This is a genomic window from Kocuria sp. GQ42 (assembly GCF_059758435.1).
This window is the reverse complement of record NZ_JCAXEN010000001.1, coordinates 720,904-746,463: the sequence shown is the minus strand read 5'-3', so window position 1 is coordinate 746,463 and position 25,560 is coordinate 720,904. Positions and strand designations below refer to the sequence as shown.

At 70.8% G+C, this 25,560-nt stretch carries 23 protein-coding genes and 1 tRNA gene; 6 read left to right on the top strand and 18 right to left on the bottom strand.

Features of this window, described 5'->3' with window-relative positions:
• Positions 1-24: 24 nt before the first annotated feature.
• The 3 genes from AC6CH6_RS03490 to AC6CH6_RS03480 form a co-directional block, all read right to left on the bottom strand.
• Entirely contained in the window at positions 25-624 is a 600-nt protein-coding gene (locus AC6CH6_RS03490) for a class I SAM-dependent methyltransferase (RefSeq protein WP_498254012.1), read from the bottom strand.
• Positions 625-704: 80 nt separating this feature from the next.
• A complete protein-coding gene (locus AC6CH6_RS03485; protein ID WP_498254011.1) occupies positions 705-1,673 on the bottom strand; it encodes an ABC transporter substrate-binding protein in 969 nt (322 codons plus the stop codon).
• 91 nt (positions 1,674-1,764) lie between these two features.
• Positions 1,765-3,075, bottom strand: coding sequence for a flavin-dependent oxidoreductase (locus tag AC6CH6_RS03480; RefSeq protein WP_498254010.1), 1,311 nt, complete (start codon positions 3,073-3,075; stop codon positions 1,765-1,767).
• Positions 3,076-3,179: 104 nt separating this feature from the next.
• On the opposite strand from AC6CH6_RS03480, the gene AC6CH6_RS03475 reads away from it, so the two are divergent.
• Entirely contained in the window at positions 3,180-3,944 is a 765-nt protein-coding gene (locus AC6CH6_RS03475; protein ID WP_498254009.1) for an IclR family transcriptional regulator, read from the top strand.
• A 132-nt stretch (positions 3,945-4,076) separates the two neighbouring features.
• Complete coding sequence (locus AC6CH6_RS03470; RefSeq protein WP_498254008.1) at positions 4,077-5,579, top strand: FAD-dependent monooxygenase; 1,503 nt, start codon at positions 4,077-4,079, stop codon at positions 5,577-5,579.
• Here the strand turns inward: AC6CH6_RS03470 and katG are convergent.
• Both katG and AC6CH6_RS03460 read right to left on the bottom strand, forming a co-directional pair.
• The gene (gene katG, locus AC6CH6_RS03465; protein ID WP_498254007.1) at positions 5,548-7,755 is read right to left on the bottom strand and encodes a catalase/peroxidase HPI; all 2,208 of its coding nucleotides are present in this window, start codon (positions 7,753-7,755) and stop codon (positions 5,548-5,550) included. The genes AC6CH6_RS03470 and katG overlap by 32 nt on opposite strands.
• Before the next feature lie 105 nt (positions 7,756-7,860).
• Positions 7,861-8,817 carry a M12 family metallopeptidase gene (locus AC6CH6_RS03460; protein WP_498254006.1) on the bottom strand — a complete coding sequence of 319 codons (957 nt, stop codon included), beginning with the start codon at positions 8,815-8,817 and terminating at the stop codon, positions 7,861-7,863.
• 496 nt (positions 8,818-9,313) lie between these two features.
• Between AC6CH6_RS03460 and AC6CH6_RS03455 the strand changes: the two genes are divergently transcribed.
• Positions 9,314-10,294: a patatin-like phospholipase family protein gene (locus AC6CH6_RS03455; protein ID WP_498254005.1), complete on the top strand. Its 981-nt coding sequence runs from the start codon at positions 9,314-9,316 to the stop codon at positions 10,292-10,294.
• 99 nt (positions 10,295-10,393) lie between these two features.
• Here AC6CH6_RS03455 and AC6CH6_RS03450 read toward each other — a convergent pair whose 3' ends face one another.
• Positions 10,394-11,902, bottom strand: coding sequence for an MFS transporter (locus AC6CH6_RS03450; RefSeq protein ID WP_498254004.1), 1,509 nt, complete (start codon positions 11,900-11,902; stop codon positions 10,394-10,396).
• 302 nt (positions 11,903-12,204) lie between these two features.
• Between AC6CH6_RS03450 and AC6CH6_RS03445 the strand changes: the two genes are divergently transcribed.
• The 3 genes from AC6CH6_RS03445 to AC6CH6_RS03435 all read left to right on the top strand — a co-directional run bounded on the left by AC6CH6_RS03445 (position 12,205) and on the right by AC6CH6_RS03435 (position 14,179).
• Positions 12,205-12,837 carry a dihydrofolate reductase family protein gene (locus AC6CH6_RS03445; RefSeq protein ID WP_498254003.1) on the top strand — a complete coding sequence of 211 codons (633 nt, stop codon included), beginning with the start codon at positions 12,205-12,207 and terminating at the stop codon, positions 12,835-12,837.
• 140 nt (positions 12,838-12,977) lie between these two features.
• A complete protein-coding gene (locus AC6CH6_RS03440; protein WP_498254002.1) occupies positions 12,978-13,400 on the top strand; it encodes a hypothetical protein in 423 nt (140 codons plus the stop codon).
• A 53-nt stretch (positions 13,401-13,453) separates the two neighbouring features.
• Positions 13,454-14,179 carry a YwaF family protein gene (locus AC6CH6_RS03435; RefSeq protein WP_498254001.1) on the top strand — a complete coding sequence of 242 codons (726 nt, stop codon included), beginning with the start codon at positions 13,454-13,456 and terminating at the stop codon, positions 14,177-14,179.
• A gap of 109 nt (positions 14,180-14,288) precedes the next feature.
• On the opposite strand, the gene nrdF is transcribed toward AC6CH6_RS03435, so the two are convergent.
• The 12 genes from nrdF to AC6CH6_RS03375 all read right to left on the bottom strand — a co-directional run bounded on the left by nrdF (position 14,289) and on the right by AC6CH6_RS03375 (position 25,513).
• The gene (gene nrdF / locus AC6CH6_RS03430) at positions 14,289-15,287 is read right to left on the bottom strand and encodes a class 1b ribonucleoside-diphosphate reductase subunit beta (protein ID WP_017834614.1); all 999 of its coding nucleotides are present in this window, start codon (positions 15,285-15,287) and stop codon (positions 14,289-14,291) included.
• Positions 15,288-15,378: 91 nt separating this feature from the next.
• The gene (gene nrdE, locus AC6CH6_RS03425; RefSeq protein WP_035929990.1) at positions 15,379-17,538 is read right to left on the bottom strand and encodes a class 1b ribonucleoside-diphosphate reductase subunit alpha; all 2,160 of its coding nucleotides are present in this window, start codon (positions 17,536-17,538) and stop codon (positions 15,379-15,381) included.
• Positions 17,535-18,032: a class Ib ribonucleoside-diphosphate reductase assembly flavoprotein NrdI gene (nrdI, locus tag AC6CH6_RS03420; RefSeq protein ID WP_081994584.1), complete on the bottom strand. Its 498-nt coding sequence runs from the start codon at positions 18,030-18,032 to the stop codon at positions 17,535-17,537. The genes nrdE and nrdI overlap by 4 nt, the downstream gene beginning before the upstream one ends.
• 74 nt (positions 18,033-18,106) lie before the next feature.
• The gene (gene nrdH / locus AC6CH6_RS03415; RefSeq protein WP_109267973.1) at positions 18,107-18,343 is read right to left on the bottom strand and encodes a glutaredoxin-like protein NrdH; all 237 of its coding nucleotides are present in this window, start codon (positions 18,341-18,343) and stop codon (positions 18,107-18,109) included.
• Between the two features lie 298 nt (positions 18,344-18,641).
• Complete coding sequence (locus AC6CH6_RS03410) at positions 18,642-20,141, bottom strand: aldehyde dehydrogenase family protein (protein WP_498254000.1); 1,500 nt, start codon at positions 20,139-20,141, stop codon at positions 18,642-18,644.
• A 142-nt stretch (positions 20,142-20,283) separates the two neighbouring features.
• A complete protein-coding gene (locus tag AC6CH6_RS03405) occupies positions 20,284-21,354 on the bottom strand; it encodes an App1 family protein phosphatidate phosphatase (protein WP_133410781.1) in 1,071 nt (356 codons plus the stop codon).
• Positions 21,355-21,460: 106 nt separating this feature from the next.
• Positions 21,461-22,678 carry a formaldehyde dehydrogenase, glutathione-independent gene (gene fdhA / locus AC6CH6_RS03400; RefSeq protein WP_133410782.1) on the bottom strand — a complete coding sequence of 406 codons (1,218 nt, stop codon included), beginning with the start codon at positions 22,676-22,678 and terminating at the stop codon, positions 21,461-21,463.
• Positions 22,679-22,919: 241 nt separating this feature from the next.
• Positions 22,920-22,995: transfer RNA gene (locus AC6CH6_RS03395), tRNA-Ala, on the bottom strand.
• Positions 22,996-23,105: 110 nt separating this feature from the next.
• The gene (gene rsfS / locus AC6CH6_RS03390; protein WP_498253999.1) at positions 23,106-23,516 is read right to left on the bottom strand and encodes a ribosome silencing factor; all 411 of its coding nucleotides are present in this window, start codon (positions 23,514-23,516) and stop codon (positions 23,106-23,108) included.
• A 116-nt stretch (positions 23,517-23,632) separates the two neighbouring features.
• Complete coding sequence (locus AC6CH6_RS03385; protein ID WP_498253998.1) at positions 23,633-24,523, bottom strand: hypothetical protein; 891 nt, start codon at positions 24,521-24,523, stop codon at positions 23,633-23,635.
• On the bottom strand, positions 24,523-25,143 hold the full coding sequence (gene nadD, locus AC6CH6_RS03380) for a nicotinate-nucleotide adenylyltransferase (protein WP_498254353.1): 621 nt from the start codon (positions 25,141-25,143) through the stop codon (positions 24,523-24,525). The genes AC6CH6_RS03385 and nadD overlap by 1 nt, the downstream gene beginning before the upstream one ends.
• Before the next feature lie 121 nt (positions 25,144-25,264).
• Positions 25,265-25,513: a hypothetical protein gene (locus tag AC6CH6_RS03375; RefSeq protein WP_498253997.1), complete on the bottom strand. Its 249-nt coding sequence runs from the start codon at positions 25,511-25,513 to the stop codon at positions 25,265-25,267.
• Positions 25,514-25,560: the final 47 nt, after the last annotated feature.

Below are 25,560 nucleotides of genomic sequence, written 5' to 3'. Positions count from 1 at the left end.
GGCGCCGCCGAGGGGTCGGCGGGATCAGGAGTGCCCGGCGGTCCGCAGCACGGCCACGAGGAAGTCGCTGTCCTCCCGGAACGGGCGCAGGTCCCAGGTGGAGAGCAGCACATCGGGCACGAGCCCGGCCCGCTCGGCGTCCTGCAGGAACTCCGCGAACGGGTAGCCGCGGCCGGCCCCGAAGCCCACGGCCGCCCGGCCGTCGGCGGCCAGGTGGAGGCGGAAGCGGCGCAGCACCTCGAGGCGCGTGCTGGGGGCCAGGAAGGCCATCACGTTGCCGGCGCACACCACGGCGTCGAAGGGCTCCGGGACGCCCCGGGCGGGCAGGTCCAGCTCGGCCAGGTCCCCCACGAGCCACCGGGGACCCGGGTGGTCCTCCCGGGCTGCGGAGACCAGTGCGGGGTCGACGTCGACCCCGACGACGGTGTGCCCGCGGCGGTGCAGGTGGCCGCCCAGCCGGCCGGGACCGCACCCGGCGTCGAGGATCCGGGAGCCGGGCGGGACCATGGCCTCGACCAGCCGCGCCTCCCCCACGACGTCCTCACCGGCGGCCGCCATGGCCCGGAACCGTTCGACGTACCACGACGAGTGCCCGGGATCCGCGCGCACCTTCTGCATCCACATGCTCTGCTCGACCACACGGCCAGGGTACCGCCCGCCGGTCGGGTGCCCGTGCGACGGCGCTGCGCTGCGCGCCGGCTCGTTCAGTCCGCGACGACGGCCTCGACGTCGACCGGTTCGCTGATGAGTCCGTGCTCCCGCATCTGCTCCTCGATGAACTCCAGGGACTCGACGTCGATCTCGGACTTCCACTGCGGGAGGGTCATGGACCCGGCGACCTCGGGCGTCACACGGGCCAGGTCGGGCAGCGCGGCGCGGAACGCGTCCGGGTCCTCCGTCACGGACGCGGCGGTGGCCTCCAGTCCGTTCCGGAAGGCCTCGATCACCTCGGGGTTCTGCTCGCGGTACTCCTGGGTGGCCAGGAAGGACCCGACCATCAGGCCGGGGCGCGCCTCCACGTACGGCCACAGGACGGGCCGGGCCCCGGACTCCGCGCCGATGGTGACGAACGGCTCGATCTCCCACGCCGCGTCGATCTGTTCTCGCTCGAGAGCGGGGATCATGTCGGGGAAGCCGATCTCCACGAACTCGACGCCGGCCGGATCCACCCCGTGCTCCTCCAGCGCGGCGGAGATGGTGACGTCGCCGATGTTCTCGAGGGTGTTGACCGCGATGGTGCTGCCGGCCAGGTCCGCCGGTTCCCGGATGTCGCTGTTCTCCGCGACGAGCACGGCCGAGAAGTCCTCCCCCTCGGTCTCGGAGCCGAAGGTGCCCGGAGCCACCATGGTGATGGGCAGGCCCTTCTCCACGGCCAGCAGGGCGCTGACCGTGTTGGAGCCGGCCAGCTGCAGCCCGCCGCTCATCAGTCCGGGCACGGCCGCCGCCCCGCCGGCGCTGACGTCGACGGTGACGTCGAGGCCCTCCTCCTCGAAGAAGCCCTGCTGCACGCCGTAGTTCAGGTAGGCGGAGGGGACGCCGGCGGTCTCGGCGACGTTGACGGCGACGGGTGCGGCCGGGTCCAGCCCCTCGGCCTCCGGGGACTCGGCCCCGGCCCCGCATCCGGCCAGCAGCAGGGCTGCGGCGGCCGCGCTGACGAGTGGCATGCGCTTCATCGTGGACTCCTTCGTCGTGTGGTCGTGTGGTCGTGAGGTGGTGCGGTGCATCGCGGTGGTGACGTGCCCGGTGTCCGGGGCGCACGGGCGCTCAGCGGGTCGGGTCCGGGGCGTCCGCGGCCCGGAGCTCGTCGAGGCTGTAGCCGGCGATCTGCTGGTACCGGCGGGAGATCGCGACGATCTCCTCCGCGCTGATGACGTCCTCGATCCGGTCGAAGGGCCGGTCCCCGGTGCGCTCCCACACCTCGCGGATGATGGTGTCCGGCGGGGACGTCCGGTTGGCCAGGACCACGGCCGACGTCCGGGGCAGCCGCTCGGCCTCGTAGTCGGCGAGCGCCTGCAGCGGGCCGGTGCCGGCGGCCAGCAGCTCGGCGAGCCGGTGCGCGTCGAGGACGGCCTGGCCGGCGCCGTTGGACCCGCGCGGCACCATGGGGTGGGCCGCGTCGCCGAGCAGGGTCACCCGGCCGAAGGTCCAGCGCGGGAGCGGGTCCTGGTCCACCATCGGGTACTCGAGCACGGTCTCGGCGCCCGTGATGAGCGCGGGGACGTCCAGCCAGTCGAACGTCCAGTCCTGGAAGACGCCCAGGAAGTCCTCCAGGCGGCCCTCCCGCGTCCAGTCGCGGCGGGCCCGCTGCGGGGCCTCGAGCTCCGCGACCCAGTTGACGAGCTGGTTGCCGTCGTCGTCGACGTCGCGGATGGGGTAGACCACCATCTTGCCGCTGGCGAGCCAGCCGATCCGCGCCATGCTCGCCCCCGTGAGGAAGGGCGGCGCCACGGTCGTGCCGCGCCACATCGTGACCCCGGAGTACCGCGGCTCGCCCTCGTCCGGATAGAACTGCCGGCGCACCGCGGAGTGGACACCGTCACAGGCGACGACGACGTCCGCGCGGACGTCGGGCAGCTGGGCGCCGTCGCTGGTCCGGGTGAAGCGGGCGACGGCGCCGGCGCCGTCCTGGTCCACGGACTCGCACCGGTGGTCGGTGACCACCGCGTCCTCGCCCAGGCGGTCATGCACGGCGTCGAGGAGCACCTGCTGCAGGTCGCCGCGGTGGATCGAGAACTGCGGGCTGTCGTACCCGGCGTGACGCCCCGCCGGCTCGGCGTGGACGAACTGCCCGAACCGGTTGTAGAAGACCGCCTCCCGGGTGGTCACCCCGACGGCCGCGAGCGCGGGTTCGAGGCCGAGGCGGCCGAGCACGGCCGTGGCGTGCGGGAGCAGGTTGATCCCCACACCGAGCGGCCGGAGCTCCGGGGCTGCTTCGTAGACGCGGCACGGGATGCCCACCCGGTGCAGCTCGAGGGCCAGGACCAGGCCCCCGACACCGGCGCCGATGACCGTCACCCGGGGTGCCGGGCCCTGCCCGGGCCCGGTGGCCGCCGGGCTCTGCTCCGCTCGTGTCATGTCCTGCTCTCCCTGCCCGCACCGGGCGCCGCCGCCCGGTGCCCTGGGGAGCAACGCTAGGCAGGTGTTGCGCAGAGAAGGATCGTTCCGTCAGTCTTTCTTCCATGCAGAACAAACCGGAGCTGCCGCCGTACGCCATCGAGTCCGTCTCCAACGCCCTGCGGCTGCTGCTGATGCTCCGCGACCGCGACTCCCTGCGGGTCACGGACGCCGCCGCGGAGCTGGGCGTGGCCCGCTCCACGGCCCACCGGCTCCTCATGACCCTGGCCCACGAGGGCTTCGTCCAGCAGGAGCGCAACTCCCGCGCCTACCGGCCGGGTCCGCAGCTGCTCGAGTTCGCGCTCTCCTCCGCCGGCATCCCGGAGCTGCGCCAGGTCGCGCACCCGCTCCTGGAGACGCTCTGCGCCGCCCTCGAGGAGACCGTGAACCTCATGGTCCTCGAGGGGCCGAGCGTGCGGTTCGTCGACAGCGTGGAGTGCGACCGTCCCGTGCGGGTCAGCGGACGGACCGGCGCCCTGCTCCCGGTGCACGCCACGGCCGGCGGCAAGGTCCTCCTGGCCGTGGCGGACCCGGCGGCGGCTCAGGCCCTGCTCGAGGCCGGCCTCCCCCGCATGACCGGGCGCACCACCACGAGCCCCAGGATCCTGCGCGAGGAGCTGGCGGACATCCGGCGGTCCGGCTACGCGCTCAATCTCGGCGAGAGCCTGGACGGCCTGCACGCGGCGGCCGTGCCCGTCACCGACGCCGCGGGCAGGGCCCTGGCGGCGCTGGCCGTGAGCGTCCCGGCCGACCGGGGCGGCCTCTCGGGTCTGCGGCGCCACGTGCGCGCACTGCAGGAGACGGCGGGACAGATCGGCGGGCTGCTCTGACCGGCGGTGGCCGGGCCCGTCCGTTCCCCTCCGTTTCCAAGCTATAGCGCTCCCGGGGGCTTGTGGCAAGACCCCCTGCGCGCCGCAGAATGCTCGGGCCGGGACCGGGAACTGCGGACAGAGGAGCAGCAGATGGACGAGCACGCGGTGGTGGTCGTCGGCGGCGGGCCGACAGGACTCATGCTGGCGGGAGAGCTGGCGCTGGCGGGGGTCGACGTCGTCGTCCTCGAGCGGAGGACCGGTCAGGAGCTCGTCGGCTCGCGCGCCGGCGGGCTGCACGCGCGGACCATCGAGGTCCTCGACCAGCGCGGCGTCGCCGACCGGTTCCTCACTGAGGGCACGACCGCCCAGGTCGCCGGGTTCGCCGGCACCCCCCTGGACATCAGCGACTTCCCAACCCGACACCCCTACGGTCTCGCGCTGTGGCAGAACCACATCGAGCGGCTCCTGGCCGGCTGGATCGGCGAGCTGGGGGTGCCGATCCGCTACGGGCACGAGGTGACGGGCGTGGTCCAGGACGGCACGGGCGTCGACGTCGAGCGGCCCGACGGCCGGCCGCTGCGGGCGCAGTACGTCGTCGGGTGCGACGGAGGGCGGAGCCGGATCCGGAAGGCGGCGGGCATCGGGTTCCCCGGGTGGGACCCGACGACGAGCAGTCTGCTCGCCGAGGTGGAGCTGGCCGAGGAGCCGGAGTGGGGCATCCACCAGGACGCCGTCGGCAAGCACGCCTTCCGCCGGCCCCAGGACGGAGGGCCGGCGGGGGTCATGGTGACCGAGCGCCACGTAGGGCCCGGCCGCGAGCCCACCCTGCGCGATCTCCGCGCGGCGCTCGTCGCGGTGTACGGGACGGACTTCGGGGTGCACAGCCCCACCTGGATCACGCGGTTCACCGACACGACCCGGCAGGCGGCGTCCTACCGGAGCGGGCGCGTCCTGCTGGCCGGCGACGCCGCGCACGTGCACGCCCCGGACGGTGGGCAGGGCCTCAACACCGGGGTGCAGGACGCGGTGAACCTGGGCTGGAAGCTGGCCCAGGTCGTCGGAGGAACCTCACCGGAGGACCTCCTGGACAGCTACCACGCCGAACGCCACCCGGTGGCCGCCCGCGTACTGCGCCTCACCATGGCGCAGGTCGCACTGCGCCGCCCCGACGACCGCGTCCGCGCCGTGGGCGAGACGGTCGCCGAGCTCCTGGCCATGGACGAGCCGCGCCGGCGGTACGCGGCGACGATGTCCGGCCTGGACATCCACTACGACCTCGGCGCGGGACACCCGCTGCTCGGGCGGCGCGTGCCGGATCTCGACCTCCGCACGGCCGGCGGCCCGGCGCGGGTCTTCGCCCTCCTGCACGCGGCACGGCCGGTGCTGCTCGAGCTCGGCACGCCCGGCGGTGTCAACATCGGGCCCTGGGCGGACCGCGTGCGACTGGTCACCGCCGCGCACCACGGCCGCTGGGAGCTTCCGGTGCTCGGACCGGTCACCCCGCCCACCGCGGTGCTGGTCCGGCCGGACGGGCACGTGGCCTGGGTGGGCGAGGGCGACACGTCAGGGCTCGAGGCCGCGCTCACCACCTGGTGCGGTCCGCCGGCCGGGGCCCGTGCCGTCAGCGCAGATCGAACCGGTCGAGCTCCATGACCTTGACCCACGCGGCGACGAAGTCGCGCACGAACTTCTCCTGTGCGTCGTCGCCGGCGTAGACCTCCGAGATCGCCCGCAGCTGGGAGTGCGAGCCGAAGACCAGATCGGCGGCGGTGGCCGTCCACCTGAGCTCGTCCGTGGCGAGATCGCGGATCTCGAAGACGTCCTCCGAGGACTCCGCCGCCCTCCACTGCGTGCCGGCGGCGAGGAGATTGACGAAGAAGTCGTTGGTCAGCGCCTCCTTCCGGTCGGTGAGGACGCCGTGCTCCGACTGCCCGTGGTTCGTCCCCAGGCTCCGCATGCCGCCGACCAGGACCGTCATCTCAGGAGCGGTGAGGTTGAGCATGTACGCGCGGTCGAGCAGCAGCGTCTCGGGCGAGAGCCGCGCGTCGGACTGCACGAAGTTCCGGAAGCCGTCGGCCTGCGGCTCGAGCACCGCGAAGGACTCGACGTCGGTCTGCTCCTGCGCGGCGTCCGTGCGCCCGGGCCGGAACGGGACCTGGACCGGGTGACCGGCGTTCCGGGCCGCGTGCTCGACGGCCGCGCAGCCGCCGAGCACGATCAGGTCGGCCAGCGAGATCCTCGTGCCGTCGGACCGGGCGCCGTTGAAGTCCTCCCGGATCTGCTCGAGGACGCGCAGCACCTCGGCCAGCCGCTCCGGCTCGTTCACCTCCCAGCCGCGCTGCGGCTCGAGCCGGATGCGGGCGCCGTTGGCCCCGCCCCGGTTGTCGGTGCCCCGGAAGCTCGCCGCGGAGGCCCACGCGGTGGAGGCCAGCTGCGCCACGGTCAGCCCCGAGCCGAGGAGGGTCTCCTTCAGGGCGGCGACGTCGTCGTCCCCGACCAGGTCGTGGTCGACCGCCGGGACCGGGTCCTGCCACAGCTGCGGCTCCGGGACCCACGGCCCCAGGAAGCGCGTGACCGGGCCCATGTCGCGGTGCAGCAGCTTGTACCAGGCCTTGGCGAACGCCTCGGCGAACTCGTCCGGGTGCTCGTGGAACCGCCGCGAGATCTTCTCGTACACCGGGTCCGCCCGGAGCGCGAGGTCGGTCGTCAGCATCGTCGGCCGGTGCTTCCGCCCCGGGTCGAAGGCGTCCGGGACGGTCTCGGTGGCGTCCTCGGCGACCCACTGGTGGGCCCCGGCGGGGCTCTCGGTCAGCTCCCACTCGTGGCCGAACAGGTTGCCGAAGAAGCCGTTGCCCCACTGGGTCGGGGTGCTGGTCCAGGTCACCTCCAGACCGCTGGTGATCGTGTCCGGCCCCCTGCCCGTCCCGTAGCTGCTCCTCCAGCCCAGGCCCTGCCCCGTGACCGGGCACGCCTCGGGCTCGGGGCCCACGTGGTCGGCGGGCCCGGCCCCGTGGGTCTTCCCGAAGGAGTGCCCGCCGGCGATCAGCGCGACCGTCTCCTCGTCGTTCATCGCCATGCGGCCGAAGGTGTCGCGGATGTCCCGGGCGGACGCGAGCGGGTCGGGGTTGCCGCCGGGGCCCTCGGGGTTGACGTAGATCAGCCCCATCTGGACGGCGGCCAGCGGGCCCGAGAGCTCGCGGTCACCGGCGTAGCGCTCGTCGCCGAGCCAGGTGTCCTCCGGGCCCCAGAACATCTCCTCGGGCTCCCACACGTCCTCGCGCCCGAAGCCGAAGCCGAACGTCCGGAAGCCCATCGACTCGAGCGCGACGTTCCCGGCGAGCACCAGCAGGTCGGCCCACGAGATCTTCCGGCCGTACTTCTGCTTGACCGGCCACAGCAGGCGCCGGGCCTTGTCCAGGTTGGCGTTGTCCGGCCAGCTGTTGAGCGGGGCGAACCGCTGGGCGCCCTCCCCGGCGCCCCCGCGGCCGTCCGCGATCCGGTAGGTGCCGGCCGAGTGCCAGCTCATCCGGATGAACAGCCCTCCGTAGTGCCCGAAGTCGGCGGGCCACCAGTCCTGCGAGGTGGTCATGAGCTCGACGAGGTCGCGCTTGAGCTCTTCGACGTCGAGCGTGGCGAACTCCTTCGCGTAGTCGAAGTCGGGGCCCAGCGGGTCGGTCGTGGTCGAGTGCTTCCGCAGGACGTTGAGGTCCAGCTGGTTGGGCCACCAGTCCTGGACCGTCCGCGGCTGACCGGTCTTGGGGGTGGGCGCGTCGATCGCCGGGTTCTCGCTCTCGCTGCCGTGCACGGGAGCATCAGGCGTCTGGGACATGGGTCTTCCTTCCAGGATGGCGGTACCGGTCCGGGGCCGGCGGTGGCCGGGTGGGGTGCTGGGCCAAGGGGCGCCGCTCGGGTGACCGAGCCGGTCCCGCTCCGGCTACCAGCACATGATGGCGGTGTCCCCGGACTGTCCTGCCCATGCGAGCCTGACGCGGACGACGTACCGCCTCCCCCGGAAGAGCTTTGCCGACAGGGTGGAGCTGCGGTCCTCTCCGCTGTCGTCGTCGCCGGCGAGGAAGCGCAGCTCTCCGTCGACCTCCTCGAAGAGCACCAGGGTGGTGTCCGCCGTCCCGAAGGTGGCGATCTGGTGCTTCCGCGACAGGTCGGGGGTGATCTCGAAGTCCGCCTGCTGCCCCGGGACCAGGGTCAGGGGCGTGGACCGGAACGGCTCGAGCGTCGGGAGCACGTCCGGCAGGACCGGGTAGAACTTCCGCACCCAGTCCTGGTCCTTGGCCGACAGGCCGCCCGGAGGGCTGATGCCCGGCTGGTAGCGGGCGGGCTCCTTGATGAGGCCTCCGGGGAAGGAGTACTGCATCACCGAGTCGGGGTCCCAGGTCGAGCCCTCCACCTCGTCCTGGCCCAGTTTGCGCAGGACGTTGTGGTGCGTGGTCTCCGGGGACCAGTGGTTCGGTGCCCCGGCGAAGAACGCGTAGACCTTCGCCTCGTCCCAGACGATCCCGGCGAACGGGTTCTGGTGCTCGTGCGGCAGGCCCATCGTGTGGCCGATCTCGTGCAGCGCCGTGGTGCGCCCGTACTCGTCGGTCAGGTCCCAGCCGAAGTTCATGGTCGCGTCCTGGGTGCCGATCGTCAGGACGTCCCTGCCCAGATAGGACCACGACCCGTCGGCCTGGTCGAAGGAGATCCGGACCTCGGCCTCCCCCGGCTCGTCCACCTCCTGGAACCCGAGGCCGATCTCCAGGTCCTTCCACTCCCGGAACGCGCTGCGCACCGCCTGGCGCTGAGGCTCGGGGCCCTCCCGGAACGCGTAGCGGAGCACTGTCCCGTTGACCCACTTCTGGGCCATCACCCGGACGAGGCGCTGTCTGATGCCCACCAGCCCCTCCGGGAGGGGACGCACGATGCGCGGCTTGGCAGCACAGTAGGGACGAACTGAGGAATTCATCGTTCTCGGCTCCTGGGCAAGCGCCTGTCGTGTGATCTCGACTCCCGCACGTCCCGTTCGGGGTGGCAGGAGGACCCCCGGCAACCGTTCTCCAGCGCTTTCTTGCGGCGTACGGAGAATACCGGCGGAGTGATGTGCATCGACATAATCACGGGTGGGTCGCCCGTCAAAGCAGACGGACGTTCCCGTGCTGCGGCTGTGACCATGTGACGCCGAGATGAAGAATTCCTGTGCACGGGTTCGTCCCCAGGTCAGCGCGTGTTTCGATGTGCTGACGGAAATACCGGGGATTTCCGCGATCGCTGATTGTTGTCCGGCGAATTCTTTCCCGTCACACGGGGCCCGATATCGGGCAGCCGTTCCGTGCCCGCACGGCATTTGCTGTACTGACCTCGGGGATCGAACCTGCCGAAGGAGCGTGGACAGCATGGAACGGTATGCCGACCTGGTGCTGGAGGGCGGGGGTGTCAAGGGCATCGCCCTGGTCGGGGCCATCGAGGTCCTCGAGGAGCACGGCTACCGCTTCAAACGGGTCGCCGGCACCTCCGCCGGAGCGATCGTCGGGGCCCTGGTCGCCGCCGGCGCCCCGGCGAACAAGCTGGTGGACATCATCGGCTCCGTCCAGTACCCGGACTTCCGCGACGGCTCCCGCCTCACGCGCTACACCGCGGGCAAGGCCGCAGGGATCCTCGCCCGCAACGGCATCTACCTCGGCGAGCACCTCCGATCCTGGTTGCAGTCCCAGCTCGACGAGTACGGGGTGCGGACCTTCGCCGACCTGCCCTACACCGACGACGAACGGCCCCCCGCCCCGGAGCGCTCCTACCGGCTGGTGGTCACCGCCTCGGACATCAGCCGGGGGCGGCTGCGCTACCTGCCCTGGGACTACGACGACTTCGGCCGTGACCGGGGCGCCCAGCACGTGGTCGAAGCGGTCCGGGCCTCGATGTCCATCCCCTTCTTCTACCGGCCCGTCCGCTGGGACACCGCCGACGGGAAGAAGGCCTGGCTGGTCGACGGCGGCATGCTCTCCAACTTCCCGATCGCCGCCTTCGACGCCCCGCCGGGCACCGTTCCGAGGTGGCCGACACTGGGCATCAAGCTCTCGGCCCATCCGGATGCGGTCCAGGGCACGGGCTACCCGATCAAGGGGCCGGTGAGCATGAGCCGGGCGATGCTCAAGACCATGACCGGCTTCTACGACCAGATGCACATCGAGTCCCCCGACGCCCAGGCCCGCACGATCTTCGTCGACACCGGCACCATCCGTGCCACCGACTTCAACCTCACCGACGAGGACCGGGACTTCCTCTACCGCAGCGGCCGGGCGGCCGCCGAGAAGTTCCTCGACGGCTCGCCCACCCGCCCGCCGTGGGACTTCGACGCCTACATCGCCGCCCACCGCTGAGGCGTGCCCGGGCCTGCCGATCCGGTCGAGCCGGAGTGCCGGCACCGTCCCGCCCGCCGGCCGGAAGCCCGGGCTCACCGGGCCGGCCGTAGGACTCGTTCATCCGGATGACGGGGAGGCAGTGACGCCGTCCTCGGCGTCCTCCGCCGCGACCTGGGCGTACGACGCCGAGACCCGGCGGTAGACCGGGGTCAGGAAGGCCAGCAGCGCGGCAGCGACCATGACGATGCCGGCCACCAGGAACACCAGGGCGATGCCGCGCGAGGTGCCCTCGCCGAGCAGCGGGGCCAGCTGGACGCTGCCCTCCGCGGACCGCGCGTACGGGATGATCCAGAACTGGGCGATCGGTGCGATGAGGAACGCGGTGACCGGCGCCGCCGCGGACTCGAACGCCATGGCGAAGCCGAAGACACGCCCCTGCCGCTCCAGCGGCACGACCCGCTGGATGACCGTCTGTTCCGCAGCCTCCACGAACGGGAAGAGCACCATGTAAAGCCAGATGCCCAGGACGTACAGCCAGGCCCACTCCCGCACAGTGAACACCGCGCCGAGCACGCCCATCGCCATCACCGCGAACAACATGGTGCGCAGCGGATTGGACCCCAGCCCGAACTTGCCGATCAGCGCCCCGCCCACGATGAAGCCGGTGGCGCCGAGCGCGAAGACCGCGCCCCAGATCTCCACGGGGAACATCTCCAGACCGTACGGGTCCATCAGGGCCATGTAGACGCCGCCGATGAAGTTGTTGAACGTCGAGAACAGGATCAGCGCGAACAGCCCGGACACGGCCAGCACGGCGGCGAACGCCCCCCGCAGGTCGAAGCTGCCGTGGGCGTCCGTGGCCGCGGCGCGCACCTCCTCGGGCATGCGCAGCGTCAACAGGTGCGCGAAGGCCACGGCCGTGAGCGCCACGGCGACCACGACCGTCCAGCCCATGCCCAGCAGTCCGACCGACAGCCCGGAGAGCACCGAGGTCACGATGAACATCAGGCCCTGCACCATGCCCACCAGGCCGTTGGCGTTGGCGCGCCGGTCCGGCTCGATGAGGATCGTGACCGTGGTGGACAAAGCGATGTTGCGCATGTTCTCCACCACCGCGCCGATCAGGACGACCAGGGCGAAGACCCAGATCCACGGGCGGGTCAGGTCCGCCATCGAGGCCGCCGGCGCGAGGAGGAACAGGATGCCCGCCAGCACGAACATCACCAGGGTGAAGGCTGCGGCGAAGCGCATCACGGCGAGCTTGCGGTAGCGGTCCACGAAGGTGCCGAAGCTGATGCTGGAGAGCGCGATGAGCAGCATGTAGGCGCCGCCGACCACCCCGGTGGCGATGACGTTGCGCGTCTCCAGATACACCCAGAACGTCAGGGCGAACCAGAGGTAGCTGGTCGTGATGTTGGCGAGGGCGGTGTTCACCAGGATCCCGGCGAAGGTGCGGGACCGCTGCGCCGGGCTGCGCACCGAGGTGTCCACGGCCTCGGGATCGACCAGCCCCGGCCCGTCGACGGCATCGATCGGAGCGGACGTGGCGGTCGCGTCCGCGGGAAGTGCCGCACGGCCTGCGGGTGCCGAGGCGGCCCGGGACCGGCCCGGTTCCTGCTCGTTCATGCGGCTCAGTCTAGTGACGGGCGCGGACAGGCTAACGGCTCGGAGCCGACGGCAGAACACCGCCGTGACCGCCCGGACCCTCCACTCCCGGGTCCGGCCGAGCACGCCGCACCGGACGATCCCCCGCCGGACCAACCCGCCGTTCCGAGGCCGACGAGCCCGCGCTTCGTGCTGAGGACGCACGAGGATTCCCGCTCGCCCGTGGGCGCGCCGTCATACGGGGGCAACGGGTTGACCCCCGGATCCCGTGGCGAAAAACTGGGCACCACGGATGTCGTCGGAGCACACCGAAGGACCACGTCATGGGCATCATCCAGGTCGACCTCTTCCTCACCCTCGACGGCGTCTACCAGGCCCCGGGCGGGCCCGACGAGGACCGTGCGGGCGGCTTCGAGCTCGGCGGCTGGCAGGGGGCGTACTTCGACGACGAATCGGGCGCGACGATCGGCGCCGGGATCGAGCGCATCGACGCACTGCTGCTCGGTCGCCGGACCTACGACATCTTCGCCGGCTACTGGCCGGACCACGGCCACGCCGATCCGATCGCCGCGACGTTCAACACGGTGCCGAAGTTCGTCGTGTCCCGCACGCTGACCGACCCGTCGTGGGAGGGAACCACGGTGCTGACGGAGGTCGCCGCCGAGGTGCGCGCCCTCAAGGACCGGTTCGACGAGATCCACGTCATCGGCAGCGGCGACCTCGTGCGGACGCTGCTGAGGGAAGACCTCGTCGACCGGCTGAACCTGCTCCTCTATCCGCTGGTGCTGGGCTCGGGCAAGCGCGTCTTCGGCGACGGCACCGTCCCGGCCGCCTTCACCCTGGCGCAGCCGCCGCGGGCGTTCCCGAAGGGAGCGGTCTCGCTCGTCTACGAGCGGGCCGGCGACCCGGTCACCGGCGTGGACGTCTCCCAGCCGGCGCAGGAAACGACTCCGTGACGCCCTGATCTCCGTATCCCTCTCACCGGCAACCGGGCCTCCGGGTGACCGGTGCCGCCGCCGCGTCGATCACGTGGAGGAAGACATCCAGAGGGATCCGCTATAATGCGGCCGTCCGAACCCGCGAAGAAGGGCCTGGGATGGACGAGCTGGAGGCACCGAGGTACCGGGTGCCGTTGCGGCTGCAGGGTGTGGAAGGCAGGATGGCGACCTTCGTGGTGCCGCCGGAGTTCGCAGAGCACATCGCCTCGGCCACGCCGGCGAAGAACGCATGGACCCGCGATTTCAACACCGGTCTCGTCGGAGGGGTCCGCATCGATCGCTCCACCACGCCGCCGACGGTGGTCAGCTACCTCACCCGGCCCTTGAAGCAGATCGATGTTGCCGGCGAAGGATGGGTGGCGCTGCTCCGGCGTGACACGCGGCCCCGGGCCAAGAGGCCCTACCAGTTGGTCTCCGTGACTCGCAGCATCGGTCAGGGCAAGGCCAAGAGCTCGGACGGCGGTCCGGCGCAGGTTCCGGTCCACATTGCCCCGCCCATGGCCCTGGACGACCGGATCTGATGTTCTGGTGCCACGGGCGAACCACCCAGGAGACCCGGTGGAGGGGGACGGCGATGCCCAGCGAGGAGGTCTTCGTACCCTACGGCCCCACTCACTGGGCTGCTCTGGGCGTCTGCGTCCTCGGGGCTGTGCTCGTGGTGATGCTGGGCCGCCGCCTTCGGGATTCCGCGGCCGAGGTGGTTTTTTCCCGGGCCTTCGCCGCGGTGCTGACCACGTACACGGTGACGATGCTCGTCTACCGGTCGGTGCCGGACAATTTCGACGTCCACATCTCTCTGCCGGTCCACCTCTCGGACCTCGCGTGGATGGTCGCTGTCATCGCCCTGTGGACACGGGCCCACTGGGCGACGGCGCTCACCTACTACTGGGGACTGACTCTCAACCCGCAGGCCATCCTCACCCCGGCACTCGACTCGCCGGACTTCCCCCACATCGACTTCATCGACCTCTGGGTCCAGCACATCCTGGTCCTCTGGGCCACCCTGTACCTGATCTGGGGACGCCGCGGCCGCGTCGACTGGGGCAGCTACCGCCTGGCCATGGTCGTCACCGTCACGTGGGCCATGGCTGCCTTCGGGCTCAACAACTGGCTGGGGACCAACTACGGCTTCCTCAACGGCAAGCCGGACAACCCCTCGATCCTCGATCTGCTCGGGCCCTGGCCGTGGTACCTGCTGGTCGAGTTCCTCATCATCGCCGTGGCCTGGGCGCTCATCACCTGGCCGTGGACGAGCCGGCGACAGAGCACGGCCGAGCCCCGGGTCGGTGCGGAAGGCTGAGGCTGCACGGCACCACGGCATCGAGCCATGCCTGTCGACGACGGCGGTCCGGCCCACCTCGGGAAGGTGGACCGGACCGCCGTCGTCGTCCTCATGGCTCAGGCCGGGATCAGAAGTCCCAGTCCTCGTCCTCCGTGTTCACGGCCTTGCCGATCACGTAGGAGGAGCCCGAGCCGGAAAAGAAGTCGTGGTTCTCGTCGGCGTTCGGGGACAGCGCGGACAGGATGGCCGCCGAGACGTCCGTCATCTCCTTGGGGAACAGCGCCTCGAAGCCCAGGTTGTTCAGAGCCTTATTGGCGTTGTAGTGCAGGAACTTCTTGACGTCCTCGGTCCACCCGACACCGTCGTAGAGGGACTCGGTGTAGCGCACCTCGTTCTCGTAGAGCTCCTCGAGCAGCTCGTAGGTGTAGAGCTTCAGCTCGTCCTGGCGCTCCTGGGACTCCAGGGCCATGGCCCGCTGGAACTTGTAGCCGATGTAGTAGCCGTGCACGGCCTCGTCACGGATGATGAGGCGCACCAGGTCGGCCGTGTTCGTCAGCTTGGCCCGGGAGGACCAGTACATGGGCAGGTAGAACCCGGAGTAGAAGAGGAAGGACTCGAGCAGGGTCGAGGCCACCTTCTTCTTCAGCGGGTCGTCGCCCTTGTAGTACTTGATGATGATGTCGGCCTTCTTCTGCAGGTACGGGTTCTCCCGTGACCAGCGGAAGACGTCGTCGATCTCCTTCATGGAGGACAGCGTCGAGAAGATGGAGGAGTAGGACTTCGCGTGCACCGACTCCATGAACGCGATGTTGGTGTACACCGCCTCCTCGTGCAGGGTGACGGCGTCCGGGATCAGGGAGACGGCGCCCACGGTGCCCTGGATGGTGTCCAGCAGCGTGAGACCGGTGAACACCCGCATGGTGAGCTGCTGCTCCTCCGCGGTGAGGGTCTTCCACGAGGGGACGTCGTTGGAGATCGGCACCTTCTCGGGCAGCCAGAAGTTCGCGGTCAGCCGGTCCCAGACCTCGTCGTCCTTCGGGTCCTCGATCCGGTTCCAGTTGATGGCCTGGGCCTGGTGGTGGAGCAGCTGCACCTTGTCGATGCTCTCGCTCTTCTCCAGAGTCATGATCTGTCTCTTCCTCGAACGGGGTGGACCCCCGCGCGCGTCCTGCGGACGCGCGCGGGGAGTTGTGGGGTGGTCGCCGGGGCTCCGGCGGTCAGAGCATGCAGGAGACGCAGCCCTCGACCTCGGTGCCCTCCAGCGCCAGCTGGCGGATGCGGGAGTAGTACATCGTCTTGATGCCCTTGCGCCACGCGTAGATCTGCGCCCGGTTGATGTCCCGGGTCGTGGCCGTGTCCTTGAAGAACAGGGTCAGCGACAGGCCCTGGTCCACGTGCTGGGTGGCCGCGGCGTAGGTGTCGATGATCTTCTCGTAGCCGATCTCGTACGCGTCCTGGAAGTACTCCAGGTTCTCGTTGTTCATGAAGGGCGCCGGGTAGTACACGCGGCCCAGCTTGCCCTCCTTGCGGATCTCGATCTTCGAGGCGATCGGGTGGATCGAGGACGTCGAGTTGTTGATGTAGGAGATCGACCCGGTCGGCGGCACGGCCTGCAGGTTCTGGTTGTACATCCCGTGCTCCATGACCGAGGCCTTGAGCTGCTCCCAGTCCGCCCGGGTGGGGATGTGCACGCCCGCCTCGGCGAACAGCTCCCGCACCCGCCCGGTGGCCGGGACCCAGTCGCGGTCGGTGTACTTGGTGAAGTACTCCCCCGACGCGTACTGGGACCGCTCGAAGCCGGCGAACACCGCCTTGCGCTCCTTCGCGATCTCGTTCGACGCGCGGACCGCGTGGTACGTGACCGTGTAGAAGTAGATGTTCGTGAAGTCGAGGCCCTCCTCGGAGCCGTAGTGGATGTGCTCCTTGGCGAGGTAGCCGTGCAGGTTCATCTGCCCGAGGCCCACGGCGTGGGACATCTGGTTGCCGCGCTCGATCGAGGGCACCGAGGTGATGTCGGACATGTCCGACACCGCGGTGAGCCCGCGGATCGCGGTCTCCACGGACTGCCCGAAGTCCGGGGACTCCATGGTCAGCGCGATGTTGAGGGAGCCGAGGTTGCAGGAGATGTCCTTGCCGACCTCGTCGTAGTTCAGGTCCTCGTGGTACGTGGACGGCTCGGAGACCTGGAGGATCTCGGAGCAGAGGTTGGACATGATGATCTTGCCGTCGATCGGGTTGGCCCGGTTCACCGTGTCCTCGAACATGACGTACGGGTAGCCGGACTCGAACTGGACCTCGGCGAGGGTCTGGAAGAACTCCCGGGCGTTGATCTTCTTCTTGGTGATCCGGCCGTCCGCGACCATCTCGTGGTACTTCTCGGACACGTTGACGTCGGAGAACGGCATGCCGTAGACCCGCTCCACGTCGTACGGGGAGAACAGGTACATGTCCTGGTTCTTCTTGGCCAGCTCGAACGTGATGTCCGGGATGACCACGCCCAGGGAGAGGGTCTTGATCCGGATCTTCTCGTCCGCGTTCTCCCGCTTGGTGTCCAGGAAGCTGTAGATGTCCGGGTGGTGGGCGTGCAGGTACACCGCGCCCGCGCCCTGGCGGGCGCCCAGCTGGTTGGCGTAGGAGAACGAGTCCTCCAGCAGCTTCATGATGGGGATGATGCCCGAGGACTGGTTCTCGATCTTCTTGATCGGGGCCCCGGCCTCGCGGACGTTGGTCAGCGCGAACGCCACGCCGCCGCCGCGCTTGGACAGCTGCAGGGCGGAGTTGATCGACCGCCCGATGGACTCCATGTTGTCCTCGATGCGGAGCAGGAAGCAGGAGACGAGCTCGCCGCGCTGCTGCTTGCCCGCGTTGAGGAACGTGGGGGTCGCCGGCTGGAAGCGCCCGGAGATGATCTCGTCGACCAGCTGCGTGGCGAGCAGCTCGTTGCCGTCGGCGAGGTAGAGGGAGACCATGACCACGCGGTCCTCGAAGCGCTCGAGGTAGCGCTGGCCGTCGAAGGTCTTCAGCGTGTAGGACGTGTAGAACTTGAACGCGCCCAGGAAGGTCTCGAAGCGGAACTTCTGGGAGTACGCGCGCTTGGAGAGCTCCTTGATGAACTCCATGCTGTACTTCGCCAGGACCTCGGGCTCGTAGTACTGGTGCGAGACCAGGTAGTCGAGCTTCTCCTCGAGGTCGTGGAAGAAGACGGTGTTGTTGTTCACGTGCTGCAGGAAGTACTGCCGGGCGGCCTGCCGGTCGGCGTCGAACTGGATGTGGCCGTCGGCGTCGTAGAGGTTCAGCAGGGCGTTGAGCTCGTGGTAGCCCAGGCCCCGGTACTTCTCGGGGACGCGCGTGTCCTCGTGGCCGGGCTCGACGCTCACGCCCGGAGCTGCGGAAATTGTCGCCAAAACTGTTCCAATCCTTGATTTACCTGGTGGACATCCTCGGGGGTGCCCATGAGTTCGAACTTGTAGAGGACGGGGACGCCGCACTTGGCCGCGATCTTGTCCGCGGCCAGGCAGAACGCCGACCCGAAGTTGGTGTTGCCCGCGCCGATGACGCCGCGCAGGAACCGCCGGTTGGTCTCCTTGTTGAGGAACTTCACGACCTGCGGCGGGACGGCCCCGCTGCCGTTGGGCCGCCCGTACGTCGGGGCGGCCAGCACGAAGGGCTCGGTGATCTCGGGGGGCTCCTCCCCGGTCAGAAGAGGAAGGCGCAGCACGCGGGCGTCGAGCTTCTCGACGAAGCGGTGCGTGTTGTTGGAGACCGAGGAGAAGTAGACCACCAGTGGGGCGTGGCTGTCCGGTGCCGCGGCGGTGTCGCCGTGGTCCTGCTGAGCGGTCCCGGGACGGGTGCCGGGGTGGTGCGTGCTCATCGCTTCCGCGCTCCGAAATGGGGTCGGTGGTGGATGGACCGGGGCGCCGCGGGGAAGCGGGCGGCGCTCCGGCCTCAGGCCGAGAGGAGGACGGCCAGGGAGGTGATCTTGTCCGGGCGGTAGCCGGACCAGTGCTCGGTCGCCGTCTCGACGACCGGGACCTGCTGGTAGCCGAGGGCCAGGACGTGGGCCAGGGCGGCCTCGTCCTCGGTGACGTCGACGACGTTGTACTCGATGCCCTTCTTGCTCAGGGCACGGTAGGTGGCATTGCACTGGACGCAGGCCGGCTTGCTGTACACGGTCACGGACATCGCTGTTTCCCCTTGGTCGATCGGGTGGTTTGTGGGGGAGATCCGGGACTTCCGCAGGGTCTGCGGCGGTGTAGGGGTCTCTCCGGGTGGCTGATTTCAATACTACATCTAGTGCCAGGAAGGGGAAGCGACCCCTAGATGCAGTGGTGAGGGTTGTCCACAGCTCCTCTCTCGCTATCCCCAGAACCACCGCCGGCCATCCACAGGCGGCCTCCGCGGGGGGTCGCGGAATCCCGCCGCCGGGGTCCCGTTGTGCACAGGCTGTGCGCACCGCGGGACCCCCGGCCGGTGGACAGGATTAATTTTCGGACACGGCGTGTCGGGTCCGGCGGCGGGGCCGGCGCAGCCCGACCGCCGCGGCCGCCAGGCGAGCCCGCAGACCTCGGTAGGGCGGGTAGACGACCCGCAGCGTGTCGGGGGCGAGCGGCTTGTCCAGGACCGCGCGCGCGTGGGAGAACGTGGTGAACGAGAACTTCCCGTGGTAGGCGCCGGTGCCGCTCTCCCCCACGCCGCCGAACGGCAGCTCGGGGCTGGTCAGGTGCAGCAGCGGGGCGTTGAAGGACAGTCCGCCGGAGGACGTGCGCCGGCGGAACAGCTCCTTGACCGACCGCTCCTCGGAGAACACGTAGAGGGCCAGCGGCTTGTCCCCGGCGGCGATCAGCTCGACGGCGTGCTCCGCGGAGGCGACCGGGACCAGGGGAAGGACGGGACCGAAGAGCTCCTCGGCCATGAGCGGGCCGTCCGGGGCGGAGCGCACCACCGTGGGCGCGAGGTAGCGCTCCCCCGGCTCGGCGGTCCCGCCGCAGACGACGTCGTGGGCGGGGACCTGCTCCAGGAGCCCCACCAGCCGGTCGAGGTGGCGCGCGGTGACGATCCGCCCGTAGGAGTCGCTGCGGGACGGGTCCTCGCCGTAGTGCTCCTCGACGGCCCGCAGGAGCTCCGGTTCGAGGGCGGCGAGCGTCTCCGGGGTGCCGAGCACGTGGTCCGGGGCCACGCAGGTCTGGCCGGCGTTGAGGAACTTCCCCCACACGATCCGCCGGGCGGCGGTGCGCAGGTCGGTCGAGCCGTCCACCCAGACCGGGGACTTCCCGCCCAGCTCGAGGGTCACCGGGGTCAGGTGCCGGGCCGCGGCGGCCATCACGATCCGGGCCACCGTCCCGTTGCCGGTGTAGAAGACGTGGTCGAAGCGGTGCTCGAGCAGCCGCGTGGTCTCCGGCACGCCGCCCTCGACCACGCGCACGCAGTCCCCCAGGTAGCGCTCGAGCAGCTCGGCCAGCACCCCGGAGACGGTCGCGGAGACCTCGGAGGGCTTGACGACGACGGTGTTGCCGGCGGCGAGCGCTCCCGCCAGCGGGCTCAGGACGAGCTGGACGGGATAGTTCCACGGCGCCATCACGAGCACGGTCCCGAGCGGCTGGTGCTCCACGCGGGAGCGGGCCGGGGCCAGGCTCAGCGGGACGGGGACGCGGGCCGGGGTCATCCAGCGGCCGAGCTCCTTGCGGATGCCGGCGACCTCCTCGAGGGTGAAGCCGAGCTCGGTCAGCCACGCCTCTGCCGGGGGCTTGCCGAGGTCGGTGGCCAGCGCCTCCTCGAGCACCGTCCGGTTCTCCCGCACGAGGTCCTCGAGCCGGTGCAGCCGGTCCAGCCGGGTCGCGAGATCGACATCGGGCACGAAGGCCGCCCGGGCACCGGCGACGGCGGCGTCCACGGCCGGGAAGTCCGCCGAGGTGTCCGCCGGGACGTCTGCCGAGTCGACTGCCGGTGCGGGGGCGGGGAGGGTGCTGCGGGTGCTGGTCATGGGTCCAGGGTAGGGCCCGGCTCGGACGCCGCAGCCCGCCGGGTCCCGACGGACGGTCCGGGGCGGGCCGTCCGCCGGAACAGGCTCTCGGTCCGAGCAGGCCCGCGGTCGGAGCGGGTCGCCGGTCAGGGCGGGTCGCCGGTCAGAGCAGGCCGTGCTCCGCGAGCTGCCGCGAGATCGAGGCGCCGTCGTTGCCCTCGATCCACAGCGTGCCCTCGGGGATGGTGACCCGCCGCTCCTCGTTGACCAGCGGGGTGCCGGCCAGCACGGCCTCCGCCGGGGACAGGTTGCGGATCACGATGGCGGCCACGTGCTCGGGATAGCGGTGCACGAAGCCGCTGTAGATCTCGGGGTCGTGCTGGCCGTCGTCGCCGATGAGGATCCAGCGCACGTGGGGGAAGTTGCGGGCCAGCCGCTCCAGGTTCTGCACCTTGTGCGCGGCCCCGGCCCGGAACCACCGGTCCGTGGTGGGTCCCCAGTCGGTGAGCAGCAGGGCCCCGGCCGGATAGGCGTTGCGCGTGAGGAAGCGGCGCAGGGTGGGCGCCACGTTCCACGCTCCCGTGGAGAGGTAGAGGAACGGCGCCTCGTGGTGGCGGTGCAGCAGCCGGTCCATCATGACCGCCATCCCGGGGGTGGGCGTGCGGGCGTGCTCGTTGAGCACGAACGAGTTCCAGGCGGCCAGCATGGGCCGGGGCAGGGCCGTGACCATGACGGTGTCGTCGATGTCGGAGACCACCCCGATGCGCTGCTCGTCGGCCACGATGAAGACACGGGACTCGACCGTCTCGGAGCCCTCCGTCTGCATCCACACGGTGTGCTCGCCGGGGGCCAGGGACACCTGCAGGTCGACGTCGACCACCCCGCCCTTGTCGGCCACCAGGTGGAACTCGAACTCGTCGATCCAGATGTTGACGTGGGCGAAGGCGATGGGCACGGAGGTGAACGAGCGCCAGCCGCGGATGGACTCGGCGCTCTCGTCGGTGGACTCGATGAGCCCCCGGGTCTTCAGCAGGGCCCGGCCCAGGACCCGCACGTGGTGCTCGGAGCCGTAGCCCTCGAAAGCCACCATGACCGGGATGTCCCCGCGGGCCTCGGCGCGCCGCTGCCGGAACCGGTGGAGCCGCTGCTCGAGGCGGTAGCCCACGTTGGTGGCTTCCTCGGTGACCTGGTCGACGGTCTGCTTGAGCTCCGAGCTGCTGGATTTCTTGGCCATGCGCCCAGTCTTCCACAGGGCCCACCGCGGACACGGCGGCGCCCGCGGGGCGGGCCGCGCCGGAGGTCCGGTGCGGCCCGCCCCGCGGGCGGGCGGGGTCCGCGGGCTAGTTCTTGATGTAGCCGTTGGGGTTGAGCACGTACTTGGTGGCCGCCCCGGCGTCGAACTCGGCGTAGCCCTGCGGAGCCTCCTCCAGCGGGATGGCCTTGGCGTTGACGGCCTTGGCGATCTGGATCTTGTCGTGCAGGATCGCCATCATCAGCTGCCGGTTGTACTTCATCACCGGGCACTGCCCCGTGGTGAAGGCCAGGGACTTCGCCCATCCCGTGCCGAGGCTGATCGACAGGGACCCCTTCTTCGCGGCCTCGTCCACGGCTCCGGGATCCCCGGTGACGTACAGGCCCGGGATGCCCAGCGCCCCGCCGGCAGCGGTGATGTCCATCAGGGAGTTCAGCACGGTGGCCGGGGCCTCGTGGGAGGCGTCCTTGCCGTGCCCACGGGCCTCGAAGCCGACGGCGTCCACGCCGCAGTCGACCTCCGGGACACCCAGGATCTGCTCGATCTGCTCGGCGGGCGAGCCCTTCGAGACGTCGACGGTCTCGCAGCCGAAGCTGCGGGCCTGGGCCAGCCGCTGCTCGTTCATGTCCCCCACGATGACCACCGCCGCCCCCAGCAGATGGGCCGAGGCCGCCGCGGCCAGGCCCACCGGCCCGGCACCGGCGACGTAGACGGTCGAGCCCACGCCCACCCCGGCCGTGACCACGCCGTGGTAGCCGGTGGGCAGGATGTCGGAGAGCATGGTCAGGTCCATGATCTTCTCCAGGGCCTGGTCCCGGTCCGGGAACTTCAGCAGGTTCCAGTCCGCGTAGGGCACCAGCACGTACTCGGCCTGCCCGCCGACCCAGCCGCCCATGTCCACGTAGCCGTAGGCGGAGCCCGGCCGGTCCGGGTTCACGTTGAGGCAGATCCCGGTCTTGCGCTCCTTGCAGTTGCGGCACCGCCCGCAGGAGATGTTGAAGGGGACGGAGACGATGTCCCCGACCTTGATGAACTCGACGTCCGGCCCGCACTCGATGACCTCGCCCGTGATCTCGTGACCGAGGACCAGGTCCGTCGGGGCCGTGGTGCGCCCGCGCACCATGTGCTGGTCCGAGCCGCAGATGTTCGTGCTCACCGTCCGGAGGATGACCCCGTGCGGGACCTTGCGCCCGATGTTGGCCTGATTGATCCCCGGGGCGTCCTTGAGCTCGAACTCCGGGTACTCGGTGTCGATGACCTCGACCTTGCCGGGACCCTTGTAGGCGACCGCTCTGTTCCCTGTCATCATGACCTCTTCCGTGGTGGATGTCCGTCACGGGAGTCCACGGCGGGTCTCCACCGTCGACGCCCTTGTCCCCCGACGGAACTCCCCACGCTGTGGCCTCGAGCTCGCTGTGACCCGGGTCACGGAGGACGGCCGCCGGTGGTGCTGACGCTAACAGGACGCGTCAACGAGCGGAAGAGAAGGAAGCTGAGAAAAAGCGAAAGAGCCCGCTCCGCGCAATGCGGAACGGGCTCTTTCGTCCTGGTGGAGCTGAGGGGACTCGAACCCCTGACCCTTTGCATGCCATGCAAATGCGCTACCAGCTGCGCCACAGCCCCAGGTCGTTACCTCGGAGACATTATCACAACCTTCACGGGCTCCTTCTCAGTCACCCTTTTCCGGTTGTTCCAGCGCCTCGCTGGGCAACGCATTCATAGTAGACAGCCGATCAGGCTCCAGGCAAATCGTCGGTGGCGGGGGCCGCGGCGGTCTGACCGGTGAGCGGTCCGAGGTCCACCACGGGGCTGTCCCGCCACAGCCGCTCGAGGGCGTAGAACGCCCGGTCCTCGTCGTGCTGCACGTGGATCACGACGTCGCCGTAGTCCAAAAGCACCCAGCGCCCCTCGGAGCGGCCCTCGCGGCGGATCGGGCGCAGCTCGAGGCGCTCGACGAGCTTCTCCTCGATCTCGTCGACCACGGCGTTGACGAGCCGCTCGTTGGAGGCGGAGGCGACGAGGAAGGCGTCGGTGATGCCCAGGGCCTCGCTGACGTCGAGGGCCACGATGTCGTGGGCCTGCTTGGCGTCCGCCGCGGCGGCGGCGACCTGGAGGATGGAGAGGGAGAGATCGTTGACAGTCAAGGAGGATCCTTTCCCGGCGAACCGGAGGTCCCGTCCCGTGGGGACGGATGGAGTGGACGAGTCGTGCAGGAACGGGTGGTGCAGGAACGGTCGGTGCGGTGGAGCCGGCGGGGTGCTCAGAGCACGAACAGCACGAGCACGACGGCGAGGGCCGCGAGCACCGCCAGCAGCAGGAACCACCAGGCGCCGCTCGTGCGGCGGCGGTACTCCCGGGGCTCCAGCAGCTCGAGCCCCTCGGCGGTGCTGGCCGGCACGGGGGCGGCCGGCGGATCGTCCTCGGCCGCGGGCCACGACGCCGCGGGCCCGGGCGGGACGGCCCCCGGCGGAGCCGCCGGTGGGTCCTCCGCGTGCCCGTGCTCCTCGTGGTCGCCGGCCGCGGCGGGCGCGACCGGCGTGGAGCCGTGGTGCTCGGGGTCCCGGGGCGCGACGATCTCGATGTGCGTGAGCGCCGCCAGGTCCTCCGGGGCGAGCCGGTTGCTGAACAGGGCCGGGTCGACGTGCACCGGGTCGTGGGACACGTGCCCGTCCGGCCCGTCCGGGCCGCCGCCGGGGAACACGATGGTGATCTGCTCGAGCGGCTCCTGCGGGTCCTCCGGCGCCCCCGCGGGACGCGGGGCCGGAGCGGGCTGCCCCAGGACGGGCGGTGCGGAGCCGGGCGCCGGGGCCTCCGGAGCCACCACCGACTCCCGGACCGCGGTGCCCGCGCCCGGGTCGGCCTGCGCGGCACCGGCCTGGGCGGCGAGCTCCGCGAACCGGCGCTGCTTCTCGAGCAGCTCGGGGTCCGCGGGGCCGGCGCCGGCTTCCTCGAGCTCGCGGGCGCGCTCGGCCAGCTCACGCTGGAGGCGGGCCAGCCGCCGCGGCCCGAGGGGCTTGACGGGACGGACCGGCACGCCGTCCCCACCGAGGTCGATGATGGGCGCCGGTCCGGAGGGCACCGGCGGCGGCGGCGCCGGGGCCCGGTCGGGGTCCGGTGCGGCGCCGTCCCGCACGTCGTCCTCGCCGGCCATCAGGGTGCCTTCGCCGAGACGCCGCGGGCGCCGACGTGGTCCGTCGTCGTCCCGTCCTCGGGTCCGAGGTAGAGGCCGTACTTGTTGATGTACTGCACCACGCCGTCGGGCACGAGGTACCAGACGGGCTTGTGCTCGGCCACGCGGGCGCGGCAGTCCGTGGAGGAGATCGCCATCGCGGGCACCTCGAGCAGGTTCACGCCGCTGGAGCCCACGGGCGCGGCCAGGTCGTGGCCCGGCCGGGTGACGCCGACGAAGTGCGCGAGCTGCCAGAGCTCCTCGGCGCCCTTCCACGTCAGGATCTCCGCCATGACGTCCGCGCCCGTGATGAAGAAGAGATCCGCCTCCGGGCGCTGCCGCTTCAGGTCCCGCAGGGTGTCGACCGTGAACGTGGGACCGTTGCGCTCGATGTCCACCCGGCTGACCGTGAACCGCGGGTTGGAGGCCGTGGCGATCACCGTCATGAGGTAGCGGTGCTCCGCGGGGCTCACCGCCCCGGCGGCCTTCTGCCAGGGGTGCCCGGTCGGGACGAACACGACCTCGTCGAGGTCGAACTCCCCCGCCACTTCGGAGGCGGCCACGAGGTGGCCGTGGTGGATGGGGTCGAACGTCCCGCCCATGACGCCGAGCCGGGTGCGGCCCGGCCTCCGGGGCGGGACGGCCGTGCCCGTCAGGGGCAGGTCCCGGGTCCGGGCGGCGGTGTCCTGCGGAGCGGTCGTCACGACGGTGGGGTTCCCCGGCTCAGCCGTGGCGCTTGGCCGCGTACTCGTCGAGCATGGCTCGCTCGTCCGCGGGCAGCTCGGCGGGGTCCTGGTGCTGTCCGACCTCCGGGCTGAGGCCCCGGTTCGCGAAGGAGAGCGTCACCACCATGAGGCCGATCAGCACGACGAACACGGAGGCGCCCCAGACCCACGGGGGAACTCCGGCCTCGGCGGCGGCGTGCCCGCCCTCGGCGGCTGCGAGGACGGTGGTGACGGTCTGCTGGAACATGGGGATCCCTTCTGTCGCCGACGTGGCGGCGGGTGGTCGGTGGACGG